The organism is Maricaulis sp., from assembly GCF_048270095.1.
In the GTDB taxonomy this organism is placed as follows: Bacteria; Pseudomonadota; Alphaproteobacteria; order Caulobacterales; family Maricaulaceae; genus Maricaulis.
Genome location: NZ_JBLWTL010000016.1, coordinates 1 through 14,270, shown reverse-complemented (window position 1 = coordinate 14,270; position 14,270 = coordinate 1). Strand labels below are relative to the sequence as shown.

The window sequence follows — 14,270 nt, the reverse complement described above, 5'->3', positions numbered from 1 at the left end:
GGCTCTGGAGTTTTCAGGACCCGCGCCGATGAAACGACTGATTGCCCTCATCCTCGTCCTGCTGGCGCTCAGCTGGGGCTTGTCCTTGCGGTCCCCGCCTGCGGCCCGGCACCAGGTTTTTCATGGCGGCACCATCGTGACCATGGCCGGCGATGAACCGGCCGAGGCGGTCTATGTCGTCGATGGCGTGATTGCCGGCGTCGGCAGCCGGGCGGAGATTGACGCCCTGGCGCCATGGAATGCCCACCGCGTCGATCTGCATGGCGGCGCGTTGCTGCCCGGACTGATCGAGCCCCACACCCATCCGCTCGCCTCCGCCTTGCTGGGTGCTGCCACCGATGTCAGTGGCGTGACCCATTCCAGCCGCGCCGAATTGATGGCGACCCTGCGCGCTGCCGCGCAAAAGCGCGGGCTGACGCCGTGGATTGTCGCCTTTGGTTGGGACCCGGCGATGCTCGATCCGTTGCCACCGCCCAGCCTGGCAGAGCTTGATGCCATAGCCCCCGACCGGCCGATGATCATCCTGACCCAGATGATGCACGAAGCCTTCGCCAATTCCGCCGCCCTGGAGGCCGCCGGCCTCACACCGGCAACGCCCGACCCGGCCCATGGCGCCTTTGAGCGCGATGCCAATGGCGCACTGACTGGCCGGTTGATCGAGATCGAGGCGATTGGCCATGTCATGGCCGCCATGCCGGAAGCTTCCGACGCGGCGCTGACCCTGCTCCTGAGCCTGCAATATGATCGCTATGCCCGCGCCGGCTACACCACGATTGGCGCCGCCAGCCTGGTTGGACGGGCGCGCGACCCTGTTGCTCTGGTGCATGGCGTCGCCAGCGATGCGCGGGCCAGTCTCAACACTGTGCTCTACACGGCGCCGGACCGGTATGACGCGGCGATGGCGCTTTGGCGCGGGGACGATGCGCAGAACACCACACTCGCCGGCATCAAGATCTGGATGGATGGCTCGCCCTTTATCGGTGGCGCAGCCCTGGCCGAACCCTATGCGCGTTCGCCCTTCACCCGCGATGTGCTGGGCCTGGCGCCCGGCTGGAGCGGCGCCGTCAACTACACACCCGAGGCCGTCAATGCCCGTGTGCTCGACGCCCAGCGCGGCGGCTATCAGATCGCCATCCACGCCCAGGGCGAGCCGGCCATCGAGATGGCGCTCGATGCGATTGAGGCGGCGCAAGCGGCCGCCCCCAATGCGGCCCTGCATCACCGGCTGGAACATCTCGCCCTGATCACGCCGCAGCAGATCGAGCGCGCGGCGCGCCTCGGCGTCAGCCTCGGCTTCTTCGTCGATCATGTCTGGTATTACGGCCATATCCTGCCCGACCTCGTCGGCGAGGCGCGCACGCAGCGCTATATGCCGGTCGGGCAGGCGATGGCGAGCGGCGCTGTCGTCACCCTGCATGGCGATCACCCGGCCACACCGGTCGAGCCGATGCGCACCCTGGCGACCGCCATCGAACGCCGCGCCCGGACGGGTGAAGCGTTGATCGCGCCCGACCAGGCCCTGACCAGCCGGCAGGCGCTGGAAGCGATGACGATCCAGGCCGCCCGCCAGCTCGACCTCGACGATGAGATCGGCTCGATCGAAGTCGGCAAGCGCGCCGATTTCACCTGGCTTGACCGCGATCCGCTTCATCTCACAGCGCCCCAAATCCGCGCCCTGCAAGTACGCGGCACCTGGATCGCCGGCCGCCCGGTCGACACCCGCACCATCACGCTCAAGAATGCCTCACTGATGCTGGACGCGATCAGATCCAGCCTCGCTCGCTGACATCTCTGTCCTGACACCCCTGCCCTTCGGAGCCGCCCTCATGCACCACGACTATGTCACCCATCTGGAATGCTCCGAGACCGGCAAACACTATCCCAAGGACCAGCCGCACAATCTCTCCGAAGCCGGCAAGCCCTTGCTGGTGCGCTATGATCTCGCCAAGGCGAAGGGCGTGATTGATCGCGGCGCCATCTCGGCGCGCGGCGGCGGTTTCTGGAAATGGCGCGAACTTCTGCCCGTCACCGATGACAAGGATGTCTGCCGCCTCGGCGAGATCGACACGCCATTGATCGATGTGCCCGCCACGGCGAAGGCCTCCGGCGCCACCGGCCGCGTGCGCGTCAAGGATGAGGGCCGCCTGCCGACGGGGAGTTTCAAGGCGCGCGGCCTCGCGCTCGCCGTCGCCATGGCCCACCGCTTCGGCATCAAACGCCTCGCCATGCCGACCAATGGCAATGCCGGCGCCGCGATGTCGGCCTATGCCAGCCGGATGGGCATGGAGAGCTATGTTTTCGCGCCCGACGATACGCCCGAGGTCAATATCCGCGAGATGGCGCTGCAGGGCGCGCATGTCTTCCGCGTAAACGGCCTGATCCATCATTGCGGCGCCCTGGTCGCCGCCGGCAAGGAGAAGATGGGCTGGTTTGACCTCTCCACCCTGAAAGAGCCCTACCGGATCGAGGGCAAGAAAACGATGGGCCTCGAGCTCGCCCACCAGCTCGGCTGGCGCATGCCCGACGCGATCTTCTACCCCACCGGCGGCGGCACCGGCCTGATCGGCATGTGGAAAGCCTTCGACGAGATGGAACAATTGGGCTGGATCGGCAAACGCCGCCCGAAAATGATCGCCGTCCAGGCCGAGGGTTGCGCCCCCATCGTCAGAGTCTGGGAAAAAGGCGAACGCCACGCCGAAGAATGGCTCGACGCCACAACCGCCGCGATGGGCATCCGCGTGCCCAAGGCCATCGGCGATTTCCTGATCATCGACGCCTGCAAGGAGAGCGAAGGCTTCGCCATCGCCGTCTCAGAGGCCGCCATCGAAGCCGCCCGCGTGCGGTGCGCCCGCGAAGACGGCCTCCTGCTCTGCCCCGAAGGCGCCGCAACTTTGGCCGCGATGGAAAAAGCCATGAATGACGGGCTGATCGAGCGCGACGCCGATTGCGTGTTGTTCAACTGTGGCTCGGGGCTGAAGTATGCGATGCCGGATGGGTCGCGAGTGCTGGATCGCAACGCTGAGGTGGATTGGGGGGCGATGTGAGGTGCGGAGGGAATGGCACCTCTGTACCGGGGCACGCCAGCCCCTTCCCTCTCCGCGAGGAGAGGGTGCCCGGCAGGGCGGGTGAGGCGGGCCATGTACACATCTGCGGACTGGCACCGCTCTCGCTAATCACCGATCTCGGCGTTTGCCCGCCTCATCCGCCCCGGATCAAGTCCGGGGCACCTTCTCCTCACGGAGAAGGACGTGCGGCCCCGCTCCCGAGGGGGCCAGCGACCCCCTATCCGCCCCCAGTCCAGCCTGCGCTATAATCGCGCGCCTTTCGCTCTTTGACATTGTTGGCGCATGAAGAATTTCCCCGTCCGGACCGCCTCCCGGGCGTGGCAGTGCGTGACAGTCGGTGACAGGCTGCCACGGCCTCTGCCACCCCGGAATTACAAGCCTGCAGGCGGCTCCACGGCCGCCCGTGACACAATGGCAGACTGGCAGACAGTGCTCGCGATTTCACATAATTGCGTTCATCTTTGCGGCGCGCCCCTTCCCTCTCCGCGAGGAGAGGGTGCCCGGCAGGGCGGGTGAGGCGGGCCATGTGCACATCTCAGAACTGGCACCGCTATTGCCAATCGCGGACGTGGGCGTTTGCCCGCCTCATCCGCCCCGGATCAAGTCCGGGGCACCTTCTCCTCACGGAGAAGGAAGCCGCCCTCCCCTTGACGTTTCGCGCGCCATAACGCATCTCCCGCGCTTCTCCCGCACGCACGGAGCGCACCGCCCATGATCCCCCGCTATACCCGCCCGCAAATGGCCGCCATCTGGTCTGACCAGAACAAGTACAAGATCTGGTATCTGATCGAGGCGCATGCGACCGAGAAGCTGGCGGAGCTGGGTGTGGTGCCGCAATCGGCTGTGGCGGCGGTATGGTCAGCCAAGGATGTCGAATTTGATGTCGAGCGGATCAATGAGATCGAGGCCGAGGTCAAACATGATGTCATCGCCTTTCTGACCCATCTGGGGGAACATGTCGGCGAGCAGAGCCGGTTTGTGCATCAGGGGCTGACATCATCCGACGTGCTCGACACCTGCCTCGCCGTGCAGATGCGCGACAGTGCCGATCTTTTGCTTGAGGGCATGGACCGCGTGCTGGCGGCGCTGAAGACGCGGGCGATGGAGCACAAATTCACCGTCTGTATCGGCCGCTCGCACGGTATCCATGCCGAGCCGACGACGATGGGGCTGAAATTTGCCCGCTTCCATGCCGAGTTCAAACGCAATCGGGCGCGCCTCGTTGCGGCGCGTGACGAGATCGCCACTTGCGCGATTTCCGGCGCCATCGGCACCTTTGCCAATATCGATCCGCGCGTCGAGGAGCACGTGGCCGGCGCGATGGGCCTGTCGGTCGAGCCGATCTCGACCCAGGTCATCCCGCGCGACCGCCATGCCAATTATTTCGCCGTACTGGGGCTGATCGCCTCGGCAATCGAGAACCTCGCCGTTGAGGTGCGCCATTTGCAGCGCTCGGAAGTGCGCGAGGCGCAGGAATATTTCTCCAAGGGGCAAAAAGGCTCCTCGGCGATGCCACACAAGCGCAATCCGATCCTGACCGAAAACCTCACCGGACTCGCGCGCCTGGTGCGCTCCGCCGTGACGCCGGCCATGGAAAACGTGGCGCTCTGGCATGAGCGCGATATCTCGCATTCCTCGGTCGAGCGCGGGATTGGACCGGACGCCAATGGCCATCTCGACTTTGCGCTGCAGCGCTGTGCCGGCATGGTCGAAGGCCTGATCGTGCATGCTGATCGCTGTCAGGAAAATCTCGACGCCCAGGGCGGCATCCACAACTCCCAGCGCCTGCTGCTGGCCCTGACCCAGGCCGGGGTGAGCCGCGAGGACAGCTACCGCCTCGTCCAGCGCAATGCGATGAAAACCTGGGATGAGGGCGGGCAATTGGTTGACCATCTGAAGGCCGATCCGGAAGTCACCTCGCATATGAGCAATGCGGCAATCGAAGCCTGTTTCGACGAGGCCTATCACCTCAAACATGTCGAGACGATTTTCGCACGGGTGTTTGCCGACTGACGCGACTATGCCTATCCTTCGGCCAGCCGAAGGAGGCATTCATGAGCAAGGTTTATGACAGCATTGACGAGCGGCTGACGGCCTTCATCGAAGCGCAGAAAATGTTCTTCGTTGCCACCGCGCCCTCGGGCCATGGCCATGTAAACATGTCGCCCAAGGGCCATGACACATTCCGCATTCTCGGCCCGCACGAGGTTGCCTTTCTCGATCTCGGCGGCTCGGGCATCGAGACCGTGGCGCATCTGCGCCAGAATGGCCGCATCACCTTCATGTTCTGCGCCATGGACGGCGCCGCCAATATCCTGCGGCTCTATGGCAAGGGCCATGCGGTGTGTTTCGACGATCCGGGCTTTGACGAGAAGCTCGCCCTCTTCGGTGAATTCCCCAAGGCCCGCGCCATCATCACCGCCCGGATCTCGCTCATCCGGGACAGCTGCGGCTGGGGCGTGCCGCTGTATGAATTCAAGGGCGAACGCGACCAGCTGCTGCGCTATAACCAACACCGCAGCGATGAAGAATGGCGCGAACGCCGCTATGCCGGCAACGCACTCTCGATTGACGGCCTGCCGGGTTTGGTCCGGCCGGAGGAAGGCTAGAGCAGTCGCCGAAATGGCTATGCTTTGAGATTTGCAACTTTTAATTGCCTTTCAAGACACCTCCCATATTGTCTTCCTGACGAAAGTCAGGACCTCGAGCCAATGGGTACCCAGCCCTGTGTCTACATGCTCGCCAGCCGCCGTCGCGGCGCGCTCTATATCGGCGTCACCAATGACATCGCCATGGGCGTCTGGATGCATCGCGAGGGGCGCGGCTCGAAGCATTGCGCTCGCTACCAGATCTACAACCTCGTCTGGCTCGAATTTGGCGCGACCATGGCCGATGCAATTACGCGCGAGAAGCGGCTGAAGAATTGGCGCCGGGCCTGGAAGATTGAACTGGTGGAGACGGAGAATCCGCGCTGGCGGGATCTGTATGAGATGATCAATCAATAGGTCGACGATCTTTGCGCGAGCGAATCTGCACCGCCCAAAAAACCACCCCCCGTCACCCTGACGAAAGTCAGGGCCTCGATGTCATAGCGTGTCGCACTTGCTGGCTCGAGGTCCTGACTTTCGTCAGGAAGACGGGGTGGGAAGTGACGAATGTGTGATGGGTATGCGACTCGTATTCGCTCGCTCATGCCCTATCGTCCCCCCAAGCATCAAACGGAGCCCGTCGCATGCGCACCGCCCTCGTTGTCCTCGCCCTGCTGGGTGTGTTTCTCGGTCCCAATTTCCTGCGGGGAGACTGGTCTGCCCAGGCCGAAGCGGTTGAGGAAAGGCCGCGCCTGGTGGCGGCGATGTTTCGCTCATCCTGGTGTGGTGCGTGCCGGATACTGGAGCCGCGCATCGATGATGTCCGTCCGGACTACAATGACGCCGCGATCGAATTTGTCCGCTTCGACTTCACCCTCGGCCAGCGTGAACGCGTGCGCGACCTGGCCATCGAGGCCGACATTACCGAGCTCTATGACGAGCTGGTCGGCCGCACCGGTTTCATGGTCCTGATGGACCGCGAGACCGGCACAGTGTTCGAGATTGTCACGACCAATTACGACCGCGACCATATCCGCGAGGCCATCGATCGCTGGCTGTCGGTGACAACCGGTGCCGCGTCAGAGCAGACCTAGGTTTCGGTCTGGATCTGGTGGCGGGCCGTCGCCAGCAATTCATCCATCTGCTTGCGCAGGAGATGGTCGGAGACATCGACCTTCTTGGCGTCGAAATCGGCGCGCACCTTGCGGAAGACATCATCATCGCCGGCTTCTTCAAAGTCGGCGACGATCACCGTCTTTGAATAGGCCAGGGCTTCTTCGCTATCGAGGCCCATCAGTTCAGCGGCCCAGAGACCGAGCAACTTGTTGCGCCGGGCATTGGCCTTGAAGTCCAGTTCCTGGTCGTGGGCATACTTGTTTTCAAAACCGGATTCGCGATCATCAATGCCAGACATGTCGGCTCTCCTTGGGGATGAGTTGTTGAGTGATTGGTTAGCTTGCCCACCGCCTGAAATCAATCACTCCGGCACAGGCCATGCCGCACCGCAGCAAGGCATTGCGAATAAGTCAAAGGGCGGATAATTTAACTCATCAACGCGCGGTCCGGTCTCCGATTCGGGCCGCGTCGCGCATTTTTGGTCCGGACATGACCCGGACCCCGACTGGAGCGCCGCCCATGTCCCGCCGCAAGAAACTTTATGAAGGCAAGGCCAAGATCCTCTATGAAGGTCCCGAGCCGGGCACGCTGGTGCAGTATTTCAAGGATGATGCGACAGCGCTGAATGGCGAGAAGAAGGCCACGCTCGAAGGCAAGGGCGTGCTGAATAATCGCATCAGCGAATATATCATGGTCCAGCTGGGCCATATCGGCATCCCGACGCATTTCATCCGCCGTCTCAATATGCGCGAACAATTGGTGCGCCAGGTCGAGATCATTCCGCTGGAAGTGGTCTGCCGCAATGTTGCTGCCGGTTCGATCAGCAAGCGGCTGGGCATCGAGGAAGGCCAGCAATTGCCGCGCGCCATCGTCGAGTTTTATTACAAGAAGGACGAGCTCAACGATCCGATGGTGTCGGAAGACCACATCACCTCGTTCAACTGGGCGACGCCGCAGGAAATCGACGACATGATGGCGCTGACCCTGCGCACCAATGATTTCCTCTGCGGCCTGTTTGCGGCGGTCAATATCCGCCTCGTCGATTTCAAGCTCGAATTCGGCCGCCTCTATGAAGGCGATATGGTCCGCACCGTGCTGGCGGACGAAATCAGCCCCGACAGCTGCCGCCTGTGGGACATGGAAACCAACGAGAAAATGGACAAGGACCGTTTCCGCCGCGATCTCGGCAATGTTACGGAAGCCTATGCCGAAGTCGCCCGCCGTCTCGGCGTGATGAAGGATATGCCGCGCTCGGTGCCCGATGCTCCGGACGAAGCCGGCAAATAGTCCGCCGGCAAGACAGGATCGGGAGCGCCCCCGCTTCGCCGGGGGCGTTTTCATGCCGGCCAGCCACATTGACCGGCTCAGCTTGATTGCATCGGTCCGCCGCCCGCATTATGCAGGGCGCATCCAAGGCAGGCCTTAAAAGAAGCGAGTCGTTCCCGTGAAAGCGAAAATCCACGTCTACCTCAAGCCCGGCGTTCTCGACCCACAGGGCGCCGCCGTTGCCGGCGCGCTGCACAATATGGGTTATGACGAGGTCGCCTCCGTGCGCCAGGGCAAGCTGATCGAGCTTGACCTGACCGGCGAGGATATCGAGGCCGCCCGGGTCCGCGTCGACGAGATGTGTGCCAAACTCCTGTCCAATCCAGTGATCGAGAGCTACTCGATCGAGCTGGAATAGGAGCGGCCTGCCCATGAAATCCGCCGTCATCGTCTTTCCCGGGTCCAATTGCGACCGCGACGCCCATGATGCCATCCAGCGCGTCACCGGCAGTGCGCCCGCCATGGTCTGGCACCAGGAAACCGCCCTGCCCGAAGGCACGCAATTCGTCATGGTGCCCGGCGGGTTTTCCTATGGCGACTATTTGCGCTGCGGCGCCATGGCCTCACATTCGGCGATCATGCCGGCGATCATCGCCCACGCCGCCACCGGCGCGCCAATCCTGGGCGTGTGCAATGGCTTCCAGATCCTGACCGAGTGCGGCCTGCTGCCCGGCGCGCTGATGCGCAATGCGCGGCTGAAATTCATTTGCGAAGACACGCCCATCACCGTCGCCAACGCCAATACGCGCTTCACCTCGCGCTATACGGCCAATGCCAAGCTGAGCATCCCGATCGCGCATCATGACGGCAATTATTTCGCCGACGCCGAAACGCTGATCCGGATCGAGAATGAAGGCCAGGTCGTGATGCGCTACGGCGCCAATCCCAATGGCTCCGCCAATGACATCGCCGGCCTCATCAATGAGCAAGGCAATGTCCTCGGCATGATGCCCCACCCGGAACGCGCCGTTGACGCCAAGCATGGCGGCACGGACGGGCTGGCACTGTTTGAGAGCTTGCTGGGGAGCGCTTAGGCTCCCCCGAGTGCATCAGGCAGCGGGTTTCTGGCGATTGGAAACGACGGGGGCCTGTTTTGGTCGCGGCGTCCCCGGCGCGCCCAACATGCGGCCATGGAGCGTCAGTGCCAGCGTCGGTTCAGCGCGGAATCCGATTGCCGCGAGCGCACCCACCAAACTTTTCATCGATGCCCCGCCCTCAGGCGAAAGCAGGCGCCGCACATGCGTTTCACCCTTGTTCAAAAGCTGAGCCAACTCTTTTTGCGCGCCGCGGCCACGGCCAAGCGCCCAGCGCGACAAGGCGACACGATAGGCAGTCACGTGTTCGGGACAGGCCACATATCCAGGTGTGCGACGGGGCGACGGATCGGGAACGGGCTCGCCTTGCCGCAGGCGTTCGCGAATCACCAAATCAAGCGCGTCGCTGGCATTAGCCAGCGCCTCGCCGATATCGGCACCATCGGTCGCCAGTTCGGGGAAGTCGACACTGGTCGCGACCAGGCGTCCGTCCTCATCTGGTTCAAGCAAAATCGGATAGGCGAAGACTACAGAGTTCGTATCCGGCATGGTCTGCCTCCTTCAAAACTTACCCTTCGGCACGTTCAAGTCCTTGAGCATCTTGGCCAAAAGCCCTTTGCCAATCTCGCCGGTCTTTACCGTGGTCGGTCGGCCGGCGAGCCTGACCAACTGATGCCCGCCCTTGCCCTGTTGGGGTGAAAGTTCGACATCCAGACTATTGGCTTTCGCGTAGATGCTCAGCCGACGTAGAAATTCCTTGCCGTTCATTGGACCTTCCTCCGATATAGGGTCACGCGGCATAAAACGCAATACTGTGCGCACAAAAGTGTGCGTCGATGCCAAAATGTCCCAGAGGTTGCATTATGACTCAATACGCCGAAAACATCACCGCCGAAATCGTCAAGGAACACGGGCTCTCGACCGAGGAATACCAGGTCATCCTTGACCGGGTCGGCCGGGCTCCGAATATTGTTGAGCTGGGGATTTTCTCGGTGATGTGGTCGGAGCATTGCTCCTACAAATCCTCGCGCCTGCATCTCGGCAAGCTGCCGACCAAGGGTGACAAGGTGATCCAGGGCCCCGGCGAGAATGCCGGTGTGATCGATATCGGCGATGGTCAGGCCGCTATCTTCAAGATGGAAAGCCATAATCACCCCTCCTATATCGAGCCCTATCAGGGCGCGGCGACCGGTGTCGGCGGTATCCTGCGCGATGTTTTCACGATGGGCGCCCGCCCGGTGGCGCTGATGAATGCGCTGCGCTTCGGCGCGCCAGATCATGCCAAGACGCGGCAGCTGGTCGACGGTGTCGTTGCCGGGATTGGCGGCTATGGCAATTGCGTCGGCGTGCCGACGGTCGGCGGCGAGACCAATTTCCACGCCGGCTATAACGGCAATATCCTCGTCAATGCGATGGCCGTCGGCCTGGCTGATGCCGACAAGATTTTCTACGCCCGCGGCGCCGAGCCGGGACAGCCCATCGTCTATGTCGGCTCCAAGACCGGCCGCGACGGGATTCACGGCGCAACCATGGCCTCGGCCGAATTTGACGATGACAGCGCGGAAAAACGCCCCACCGTCCAGGTCGGCGACCCTTTCACCGAGAAGAAGCTGATCGAGGCCTGCCTCGAACTGATGGCGACCGATGCCATCGCCGCGATCCAGGATATGGGCGCGGCCGGCCTGACCTCCTCCTCGGTCGAAATGGCTGACAAGGGCGGGATCGGCATCGAGCTCGACATGGACAAGGTGCCGCAACGCGAAACCAATATGTCGACCTATGAAATGATGCTCTCGGAAAGCCAGGAGCGCATGCTGGTCATCATGAAGCCGGGCCGCGAAGACGTCGCCATGCGCATTTTCGAGAAATGGGAACTCGATGTCGCCGTCATCGGCATGACCACCGACAGCAAGCGCATGGTCCTCACCCATAAGGGCGAGACCGTCTGCGATATCCCGATCGCGCCCCTCGCCGATGATGCGCCGAAATATGACCGGCCCTGGCATGCGCCCGAAGTGCGCGCTCAGATCACCGCCAGCGATGTCGCCAGGCCGGCGCATATGGGCGAGATCCTGCTCAAGCTGATGGGCTCGCCGGACATGGCCTCGAAAGCCTGGATCTGGTCGCAATATGACCGCCATGTGATGGCCGACACCGTCGCCAGCTCGCAAAACCCGTCCGACGCCGCCATTGTGCGCGTCCATGGCACCAATAAGGCACTGGCGATCACCACGGACTGCACGCCGCGCTATTGTCAGGCCGATCCCTATGAGGGCGGCAAACAGGCCGTCGCCGAAGCCTGGCGCAATCTCACCGCCGCCGGGGCCGATCCGATTGCGATCACCGACTGCCTCAATTTCGGCAATCCGGAACGGCGCGAGATCATGGGCCAGTTCGTCGGCTGTATCGATGGCATGGCGCAAGCGTGCGCCAAGCTCGACTTCCCCGTCGTGTCCGGCAATGTCAGCCTTTACAATGAAACCAATGGTGCCGCCATTCCGCCAACGCCGGCCATTGGCGGCGTCGGCCTGATCCCTGATATCGACAAGCGCGGCCAGTTTGGCGGCCTCCAGGAAGGCGATATCCTGCTGCTGGTCGGTGAGACCATCGGCGCGATGGGCGCCTCGATCTATCTCAAGGAAGTGGAAGGCCGCGAAGATGGCGGTTCACCGCATGTCGACCTGGATGCGGAAAAAGCCAATGGCGATTTCGTGCGCGGCCAGATCCGCTCCGGCCGCCTGACCGCCTGTCACGACCTGTCCGATGGCGGCCTCGCCTGCGCGGCTGCGGATATGGCGCTGGCCTCGGATATCGGCATCAAGCTGGCGCATGAAGGCGATGTACCGATGCACGGCTTCCTGTTTGGTGAGGACCAGGCGCGCTATCTGATCGCTGCGAAGAAGGAAGACGCCATCGCCATCCTGCAGGATGCCAAGGCCGATGATATCCCGATCCAGGTGGTCGGCCTGGGTGGCGGCACGGCGATCACCGTCAATGGCGCCCACAATCTCGAACTGTCACGCCTGCGCAGTGCCTGGGAAGGCTGGCTGCCCGGCCTGATGAGCAAGGCCGTGGTGGCGGCGGAATAGACCGTCCCGCCCCTGACAGCTCAAAAACAAGAACGCCCGGTCATTGACCGGGCGTTTTCATGTCGGGCGGCACCGTGCCCGGTCAGCGCCCCGAGGCCTCGCCAATCATGTCGAGCTGGCGATCCGCCTCGCGTGCGAAATCGACCACCGTCTCGGAGGCGTCCTGGAAGAAGTCCAGCGTCATATTCTCGTAAGTATCGGTCGGCTCGTGATAATGCGGATGATAATCGACGCCCAGATAGATGAAGGGAATGCCGACGGCGTGGAATTCACCGCTATCGGTGGCCTGGGTCCAGTCGGCGCCATGATCCTCGGATGGCTCATCAAACCCCATCGGCAGATTGACATTGGAGCGCGCCGCTACCGCATCCACGATCGGAATCAGGAAGGGGTAGTGATAGGTTCCGACCGCCCAGAGGATCCGTTCCTGCGACATGGCGAGCATGTCGAGATTGAGGTTGAACGTAATCGTCTCGAGCGGCACGGGCGGATTGGCAACAAAGGCTTCCGCGCCTTGCAGGCCGTGCTCCTCGGCGTCGAAGGCCGCGAAGATGATATCGTGCTGCGGCGGTGCGGCGGCAAAGCTCGCCGCCGTGGCCAGCAGACCCGCAACTCCGGAGGCGTTATCGTCGGCGCCATTCCAGATCTCGCCGCCGCGCATGCCCATATGGTCATAATGCGCACTGACAACCATCACCCGGCCGCTCTCGCCCGTACCGCGCAGCCGCGCCACGATATTGGTGCCGGTCGTGGTCGGTGACCAGCCATTGGGCCGGCCAAATTCGAACGTGGATTCAAAGCTGTCGCCGATCGGCTCAAGCCCGATTTGCTCGAAGCGGGCGATGATATAGGCGCGGGCGCGTTCGCTGCCCGCCGTGGCGACCAGACGGCCTTCCATGTCATCGGCCGCGAGAATGCGCAGATCCTCGAGCAATTGGGCCCGGTCCATCGCCGGCGCACTGACGCCGGGCGATGGTGGTGACTCGGCGGTCGCCGGCCCGGTGGCGGCAAAGCCGAGGGGCGACTGGCAGGCGATGGTGAAGACGGCAAGAGCGGCTGTTGCCAGCAAGGCGTGATAGCGCATGAAATTTCCCCGAATAACGTTGTCCCCAGAGTGGCATGCACGCACCGCCAACCCCACTGAAATATCCGCAATCTCTCAGACCCGCAATTCGGCGCCGCTGCTGCCCGACAGATCACGGGCTTCCCCTCGGCGACGGTGACGGATAGCGTCGGCTCCTGTAAGAGGCGGACACGCCTTGACCGGCCGGACGCCGGATTTCGTGATCACCGCCCCACCAGGATGCTCCACCATGCCCATGCCCGCTGAAGAGATTATCGCCCACATCAAGGCCGGTCTGCCCGACGCCGAAATCGAGCTGGAGGATCTGGCCGGCGATAATGATCACTGGAAAGCGGTCGTCACCAGCGAGGCCTTCCGCGGCAAGCTGCGCGTTGCCCAGCACCAGATGGTCTATGCGACGCTGGGCTCGAAAATGGGCAATGAGCTGCATGCCCTGGCACTGGAAACCCGCACCCCCGACGCCTGACGCATGAGCGATACCCCCCACGCCTCAGCGACACCCTTTTCACGCCTCGGCTTCGGTGTCACCGGACCGCATGCCTCGCCCGCCGTCTCACGGCGCGAGACCGCACGCCTGATCGCCGAGGCGATCGATCTGGGCATCAATCTGTTCGATACCGGCCCGGCCTATGGCCGCGGCGAGGGCGAACGGCGGCTCGGCCAGGCCCTGCGCGGCCAGACGCGCGACAAGCTCTACATCGCCACCAAGGCCGGCATTGATCTCCACCGCCACCGCGATTTCTCCGCCGGCGCGGTGGAGATGTCCCTGCGCGGATCGCTGGAGCGATTGCAGACGCCCTATATCGACCTCCTGCTGCTGCACGGTCCCTCGGCGGCCGAACTGTCAGACCGGCTGCTACGGCGGCTCGACGCCCTGCGCGGGCGCGGCATGATCCGCGGGGTCGGCGGGGGGGGCCGCGGGCCGGGACTCGGAGCGGCGGGCGAGGCCCGCGGCTTCGGTGGGCGGG

Annotated in this window: 16 protein-coding genes; 12 read left to right on the top strand and 4 right to left on the bottom strand. The window is 63.2% G+C overall.

The features are described from left to right. Positions 1 to 28: 28 nt before the first annotated feature. The 6 genes from ACN0YJ_RS09945 (at position 29) to ACN0YJ_RS09920 (ending at position 6,747) form a co-directional block, all read left to right on the top strand. Complete coding sequence (locus tag ACN0YJ_RS09945; RefSeq protein WP_417496096.1) at positions 29 to 1,786, top strand: amidohydrolase; 1,758 nt, start codon at positions 29 to 31, stop codon at positions 1,784 to 1,786. Between the two features lie 40 nt (positions 1,787 to 1,826). Next, positions 1,827 to 3,044 carry a threonine synthase gene (locus ACN0YJ_RS09940; protein WP_417496095.1) on the top strand — a complete coding sequence of 406 codons (1,218 nt, stop codon included), beginning with the start codon at positions 1,827 to 1,829 and terminating at the stop codon, positions 3,042 to 3,044. A gap of 732 nt (positions 3,045 to 3,776) precedes the next feature. Further along, complete coding sequence (purB, locus tag ACN0YJ_RS09935; protein ID WP_417496094.1) at positions 3,777 to 5,078, top strand: adenylosuccinate lyase; 1,302 nt, start codon at positions 3,777 to 3,779, stop codon at positions 5,076 to 5,078. Positions 5,079 to 5,119: 41 nt separating this feature from the next. Beyond that, the gene (locus tag ACN0YJ_RS09930; protein WP_417496093.1) at positions 5,120 to 5,674 is read left to right on the top strand and encodes a pyridoxamine 5'-phosphate oxidase family protein; all 555 of its coding nucleotides are present in this window, start codon (positions 5,120 to 5,122) and stop codon (positions 5,672 to 5,674) included. A 102-nt stretch (positions 5,675 to 5,776) separates the two neighbouring features. Continuing rightward, positions 5,777 to 6,070 carry a GIY-YIG nuclease family protein gene (locus ACN0YJ_RS09925; RefSeq protein ID WP_417496092.1) on the top strand — a complete coding sequence of 98 codons (294 nt, stop codon included), beginning with the start codon at positions 5,777 to 5,779 and terminating at the stop codon, positions 6,068 to 6,070. Positions 6,071 to 6,297: 227 nt separating this feature from the next. Beyond that, positions 6,298 to 6,747: a thioredoxin domain-containing protein gene (locus ACN0YJ_RS09920; RefSeq protein WP_417496091.1), complete on the top strand. Its 450-nt coding sequence runs from the start codon at positions 6,298 to 6,300 to the stop codon at positions 6,745 to 6,747. Here the strand turns inward: ACN0YJ_RS09920 and ACN0YJ_RS09915 are convergent. Next, the gene (locus tag ACN0YJ_RS09915; RefSeq protein WP_417478259.1) at positions 6,744 to 7,067 is read right to left on the bottom strand and encodes a DUF1476 domain-containing protein; all 324 of its coding nucleotides are present in this window, start codon (positions 7,065 to 7,067) and stop codon (positions 6,744 to 6,746) included. The two genes, ACN0YJ_RS09920 and ACN0YJ_RS09915, sit on opposite strands and share 4 nt — an antisense overlap. Positions 7,068 to 7,288: 221 nt before the next feature. Here ACN0YJ_RS09915 and purC point away from each other — a divergent pair, with 221 nt between their 5' ends. The 3 genes from purC (at position 7,289) to purQ (ending at position 9,129) form a co-directional block, all read left to right on the top strand. Continuing rightward, positions 7,289 to 8,056 carry a phosphoribosylaminoimidazolesuccinocarboxamide synthase gene (purC, locus tag ACN0YJ_RS09910; protein WP_417478260.1) on the top strand — a complete coding sequence of 256 codons (768 nt, stop codon included), beginning with the start codon at positions 7,289 to 7,291 and terminating at the stop codon, positions 8,054 to 8,056. A 157-nt stretch (positions 8,057 to 8,213) separates the two neighbouring features. Next, positions 8,214 to 8,453 carry a phosphoribosylformylglycinamidine synthase subunit PurS gene (gene purS, locus ACN0YJ_RS09905; protein WP_417478261.1) on the top strand — a complete coding sequence of 80 codons (240 nt, stop codon included), beginning with the start codon at positions 8,214 to 8,216 and terminating at the stop codon, positions 8,451 to 8,453. Between the two features lie 13 nt (positions 8,454 to 8,466). Then, positions 8,467 to 9,129 carry a phosphoribosylformylglycinamidine synthase subunit PurQ gene (gene purQ / locus ACN0YJ_RS09900; protein ID WP_417496090.1) on the top strand — a complete coding sequence of 221 codons (663 nt, stop codon included), beginning with the start codon at positions 8,467 to 8,469 and terminating at the stop codon, positions 9,127 to 9,129. A gap of 15 nt (positions 9,130 to 9,144) precedes the next feature. On the opposite strand, the gene ACN0YJ_RS09895 is transcribed toward purQ, so the two are convergent. Next, positions 9,145 to 9,678, bottom strand: a complete 534-nt coding sequence (locus tag ACN0YJ_RS09895) for a type II toxin-antitoxin system HicB family antitoxin (RefSeq protein WP_417489001.1) — start codon at positions 9,676 to 9,678, stop codon at positions 9,145 to 9,147. A gap of 12 nt (positions 9,679 to 9,690) precedes the next feature. After that, a complete protein-coding gene (locus ACN0YJ_RS09890; protein WP_417489002.1) occupies positions 9,691 to 9,897 on the bottom strand; it encodes a hypothetical protein in 207 nt (68 codons plus the stop codon). Positions 9,898 to 9,992: 95 nt separating this feature from the next. Here ACN0YJ_RS09890 and purL point away from each other — a divergent pair, with 95 nt between their 5' ends. Continuing rightward, complete coding sequence (purL, locus tag ACN0YJ_RS09885) at positions 9,993 to 12,218, top strand: phosphoribosylformylglycinamidine synthase subunit PurL (protein WP_417496089.1); 2,226 nt, start codon at positions 9,993 to 9,995, stop codon at positions 12,216 to 12,218. A gap of 82 nt (positions 12,219 to 12,300) precedes the next feature. On the opposite strand, the gene ACN0YJ_RS09880 is transcribed toward purL, so the two are convergent. Then, positions 12,301 to 13,302: a M28 family peptidase gene (locus ACN0YJ_RS09880; protein WP_417489004.1), complete on the bottom strand. Its 1,002-nt coding sequence runs from the start codon at positions 13,300 to 13,302 to the stop codon at positions 12,301 to 12,303. Positions 13,303 to 13,531: 229 nt separating this feature from the next. On the opposite strand from ACN0YJ_RS09880, the gene ACN0YJ_RS09875 reads away from it, so the two are divergent. Continuing rightward, positions 13,532 to 13,768, top strand: a complete 237-nt coding sequence (locus ACN0YJ_RS09875; protein ID WP_091770638.1) for a BolA family protein — start codon at positions 13,532 to 13,534, stop codon at positions 13,766 to 13,768. Between the two features lie 3 nt (positions 13,769 to 13,771). Beyond that, positions 13,772 to 14,270: aldo/keto reductase (locus ACN0YJ_RS09870; protein WP_417496088.1), on the top strand; the 499-nt coding region annotated here is incomplete at its 3' end.